Origin of the sequence: Calothrix rhizosoleniae SC01 (genome assembly GCF_900185595.1) — a bacterium.
In the GTDB taxonomy this organism is placed as follows: domain Bacteria; phylum Cyanobacteriota; class Cyanobacteriia; order Cyanobacteriales; family Nostocaceae; genus Calothrix_A; species Calothrix_A rhizosoleniae.
The window spans coordinates 1-5,049 of the sequence record NZ_FYBH01000407.1 but is presented as its reverse complement, the minus strand read 5'-3'; the positions used below and the strand labels follow the sequence as shown (position 1 = coordinate 5,049).

Below are 5,049 nucleotides of genomic sequence, written 5' to 3'. Positions count from 1 at the left end.
ACTTGGGTAAATATTGGTGAGAATAAACCGACAATTTGAATCATTAACGAAGTCACAAAAACTTCTAGTAACACCAACCAGTAGGGTTGCAATAAGGTGGTGTACTTCCAGAGATCTTGTTTGGCTTCTTCGGCTTGTTTAAATTTCGCAGTTGGTGTTAGGAAAACAACATAACCACTCCAACCAGCCACAAATTCTTGGCGAGTCAGTATGCGCCTACCAATTTGCGGATCACAGACAATTACATGCTTTTTAGTTATTTGATAGACAACGATGTAATGATTCCCTTCCCAATGGGCAATTGCTGGCAGTTCTTGATGGGCTAAAGCAGGTAAGTCAGCTTTGCGGGGGCGGACTATAAAACCCAAAAATTCTGCTGCTGTAATTAAGCCTTTAATGGAAGTTCCTGCTCGATCTACATTGGCAATACTACGCAACTGATTGGTGCCAAAATTTTTGCCCCAATATTTGCCCACCATTACTAAACAAGCAACACCACAATCAGAGGCACTATGTTGCTTGTGAAATGGATAGCGTTTTGACCAATTTTGCCACCAGTGAGTAATTTTAACTCTGGGATTGGGAAAGTAAAGCGGAGGCTCTTTTTCTTTGGTTTGGGACTTTTCCTGTTTTGTTTGCTGGGGGGGAATCCGAGCTAACTTTTTCAGAGGAAGTTGTTTATTGTTGGTAACTGGTGGAAGTAAATCTATCTGTCCTTCTTGGCTATCGAGACTGTATAGTTCTGTTGGTTGGCTAATCAACCATTCTCCAGTTTGGGGAAGTTGCTCGATTTCGTAAAGATTCCCAGGAGTCAACTTTTGCCCTGATGAATGTAAGATTTCTCCTTGGCGTAATAGCCACAGTTCTTTATTTTGTAACAGAGAATCAGGTAAGCTACCTGCTGTGAGATGATGTTCTTTTAATAGAGGTAAAAATGAAAAAATATCTCTATTAGCAACTTCTGAATGATTCTGATTCTGCTGATGCAGTAATAGCAAATCTAGTTCGATCGCTTGACGGTGGAAAATGGCTACTAGTTGCTGATTCTCTGTCAGTAAAGACTCCAAGTTTGAGCGATCGAGATACCCCACCTTTAATCCCAATGAAGCTCGAATGGAATAGGGTTGTAAATTAGCTTCGGGAAACAGGGTTATTTGTCCAAACCAACCTACAGACAAAGAAAATATCAAATTGTTATCATTGTCTAGCAGCCTAACCTTCCCTTCAAGAATTAAATAAACTCCAGTCTCGGCGGTTTGGGATTCCCAAAATAGTTCTCCGGGTTTGGGTTCAATAATCTGTAATTTGTGTGACCATTTTTCAAGCTTTTCTCCTGAAACAATATTTTTAAAAGAGCGATTTAACTGTTGATTTAAATTTTGTTTTGAAATCACCATAGTGAATTATAAATTTTAAATATAGAGGCGGACTTAAGATCCTCTATTGCCATTTATCAAAAAATAAGGTTTAAAATTCCGTGTTTGTAGCACGGCTTTTGGTACAATGCTAGTAATACTGTAAAAATTACTGAAAACTATAAGCAAAAGCCTGTAGAGTAAACTTGACAGCCCCCCTGCCTAAAGGCGAGGGAACTCTAAAAAGATGCTACACAACAGGCGCTTTAGCCTGGTTGCTTCGCTTCTGACTAGCTGTCACCCAGATATAAATCCGGGTGGGATTAGTCAAAATACCCCTATACACTCCACTCAAATCAATTCCAAGTGTTGTGCTTACTTTGCGGAAAGTGTGGTCTTGGGTTCTATCCAAGAGGAGCAACTTGCCAAGAGAGCGGATAATATTGGCTGCACCATTTGCATCTGCATTGATTGCTTGATGGTGAAAAATTTTTTACATCGGGACTGTCTCCTGCCTGATTCAAACACCCATAGGAGTTACTTGGCGGAGTTAACCTGTGACAGAAACTAACTCTTGCAGAGACGCTCCAAGACCTGATTCTCCAGGCTTGTAGCGAATGGCATGTGACGTAGAGACCCAAAAATTAATTCTCAAGATTTCCCACCCTTTTTTGCAGTGATATGTACCTAGTATTAGTATAAGGGGGGTACTTCAACTGCTGCTACTATTTCCAGATCAAACATGGTTCCATTAATTCTCGCTTCAGCTTCCCCAGCAAGACGACGCTTACTACAAATAGTCGGGATTGAACCGATTGTCCGTCCCAGTAATTTTGATGAGTCTCAAATTCAACTTAGCAATCCACAAGAACTGGTAAATACTCTAGCTCAACGTAAAGCAGAAACCATTGCTCCTGAATTTACTTCTGGTTTAATTATGGGTTGTGATTCTGTATTAGCCGTTGATGGTCATATTTATGGCAAACCAGGGGATGAAAAGGAAGCGTGCGATCGCTGGCAACAAATGCAAGGTCATTTTGGCGATTTATATACTGGTCACACTTTGATTGACACATCACAAAAACGTACTTTAGTCAAGTGCCAAGTTACCAGAGTTTACTTTGCAACTATCAGTCGTGCCACAATTGAGGCTTATGTTGCTACTGGGGAGCCTCTCAAGTGTGCTGGAAGCTTTGCATTGGAAGGGCGTGGTGGTTTATTTGTGGAAAAAATAGAAGGTTGTCAAAGTAATGTGATTGGGTTAAGTTTGCCTTTATTACGGCAAATGTTGACAGATTTGGGGTACAAAGTCACGGATTTTTGGTCGTGAAATATCTGGTTGGGAAAATTTATAGGGCTTTGAGCTGATTCAAGCTTAAAAATGGGAAAAATAAATTATGGACTTATGTATTTCATGATTTAGACTTCATGACAAATTTTTCAACAGTGGAAACCATCCAAATACAAGGCAGCTGGGGGTATCGTGGGGATGATGAAGATGACGATGATAGTTGGCTACTACCATAAGCCTTACTACCATCCCTGTTACTACTGCCATCTCTGCTACCCTGGTGGTTATGGTCGCGGTGATGATGACGACTAATCAATTCCAGTAAACCAAAAAGTTGTTTATTATAAGACTTGAAATGTGGGCATCTCAGCGAAACACTAGTATACCGAGCAATCAGGTACTATTCGGCGTTTCAATTCAGTCAAGACCGCTAGTTGTCTTAAGGTAATCGCTCTTAAACAAATGCTGTCTTAAACAAATGCTGCTTTTCCCTTGTACATGAGGGCTAAAACCCCTATTCACGACTTGGAAGGTTAACATTCTCAAGTACTACTGAAAAAAACGTAGTTTCGTTTAACGAGACTTAGGCAAAAACTATCCTAAAAATGGCTTCAAAAGCTTATTTTGCAAGCTTTTAACATCGATTTACCAATTTTATTGATATATCTGGGTTTCAGCGATTTTTAGGTCGTTAAGGTTTTTACCTTATCCTGCTTAGGTTTGAGGCTATTTTTAGCCATAAAAGTATCAAAGTCCCGTTAAATAGTATCTTGATTCAACCTCTAAAATCTTTGCACAGCAAAGATTTGAGAAAAGCCTTCCAAATCATTTATTTTTACCTTCGTTTCTAACAGTTTTTGGTTTACTGAATTGAAGTCTAAGAGTGTGATTCAAATATCTCTTCTAGTTGATTTTTTCAGCTTCTTGGTTTGTTTACGCCGTAGTGTACTAGAACAAAATGTATCAGACTAGTATCAGTTCAGGAGATGCCAAACAATTGCTGCTTCAAGATATCGCCTTATACGCCTGTAAGGCTTTGTGCAGCTATCCTCACTATGTCATCCTCAGTGACTTCCCTGCCATAAAAGACCGCTCAAACCTAATCAATCTGTCCCAAGCCATTCGTGCGCTTCTATCCAGGCAACCAGTTTCAGGGATATATCCCAAAAATCAGGAGAAGATTTCTTTCACACAAGTTCGGATTGATGAAACAAAAGCTGCCGTTGGTGGGTACGTGACCCAATACAGCCGAACCCATCAACCCCTGACTCCGCATACAGATTCATCCTATATGTCCCACCCCCATAATTTAGTTGCATTCCAATGTATCGTAGCAGCAAAGACGGGAGGGGAATCCATCATGGTTCCTGTGGAAGACATATTGCAAAGGATCGATGGTGAGGTTTTGGAGTTACTAAGGGCACCCATTTATCCTTTTGGCGATAAGCCATCCCCAATCATTTTTGGTGAACTCGGTGATGAACAAATTCGATACTACCGGGCACAAATTGATCGGGCGCTGGAAAAAAGGGCAACGCCATTGTCTGACAAACATTATGCTGCCATTGAAACTCTGGATAGGGTAATTCAGCAAACCGAGCAATTTAGTCAGTTTAAATTGCAACCTGGACAAATGGTGTTTATGCACAACACCAAGGTGTTGCATGGACGTACAGGATTCTCTAAAGAGAGTGATCGCTTACTGTATAGGGTTCGTCTGCATGTTCCCAACTTTCAATTTGGGAGTCAAATCAAAGCATCTCTCAACATAGGTGAGAATCAAATACAGTTTGCACCATCGAATCACTCTACCTCAGTAACAGCAAACCTGGCTACCCCTGATAAAAATAAAAATGAGGAGCATGAAAAGCTAAATCTCAATAATGCAGAGGCTCATTTGGCTCTAGCAAAGGAAATGAGGAAGTTGAATCGTGTTGACGATGAATTCAAACATTACCGTTTAGCCAGTGAATTAGCAACTGATAATAAAGTCGCATTGCAAGCCTTCAGTGCCTATGGTGAACTTTCCCTTCGTACCGGGAAGTTTGTTGAGGCAACTAAAGCATTCCGTCGCTGCCTGGAAATTGACCCCCAAAATTATAATTGTGGTCTTGCCTTATCCAGTTTGGTATATGAGTCTGGAAATGTGGTGGCAGCCCGAGCAATTTTAGAACAGGTTACCCAACATTACCCGTTTGTTTTTCTAAAGAAACCAAATTCTGAAAAACCAACTATCTTGAGAACGCGAGGACTGGAAGGCTCAGCTTATAAGATCGTTAAAGAAGCTGATGGCACCTACACCAACCTGCTTCGTGGTGGTCATTTCTCAATTAAGAACCTGCTTAATAAACAACGATATAACTTAATTATTCTCAATATATTTGAAAAAAATACTGATAAATT

Annotated in this window: 3 protein-coding genes; 2 read left to right on the top strand and 1 reads right to left on the bottom strand. The window is 40.4% G+C overall.

The window, feature by feature from the left end; all coding sequences use genetic code 11:
• The coding region (locus CALSC_RS24545; protein ID WP_235006939.1) for a cysteine peptidase family C39 domain-containing protein at window positions 1–1,397 on the bottom strand (1,397 nt) is incomplete at its 3' end.
• 700 nt (window positions 1,398–2,097) lie between these two features.
• Between CALSC_RS24545 and CALSC_RS24540 the strand changes: the two genes are divergently transcribed.
• Together CALSC_RS24540 and CALSC_RS24535 are read left to right on the top strand one after the other, a co-directional pair.
• Entirely contained in the window at window positions 2,098–2,685 is a 588-nt protein-coding gene (locus tag CALSC_RS24540; RefSeq protein ID WP_088243835.1) for a Maf family protein, read from the top strand.
• A 958-nt stretch (window positions 2,686–3,643) separates the two neighbouring features.
• The coding region (locus tag CALSC_RS24535) for a TauD/TfdA family dioxygenase (RefSeq protein WP_200817742.1) at window positions 3,644–5,049 on the top strand (1,406 nt) is incomplete at its 3' end.

Coding starts and splice junctions, on each gene's coding strand:
- CALSC_RS24540 (WP_088243835.1), top strand. CDS start 2,098: ATGGTTCCATTAATTCTCGCTTCAGCTTCCCCAGCAAGACGACGCTTA.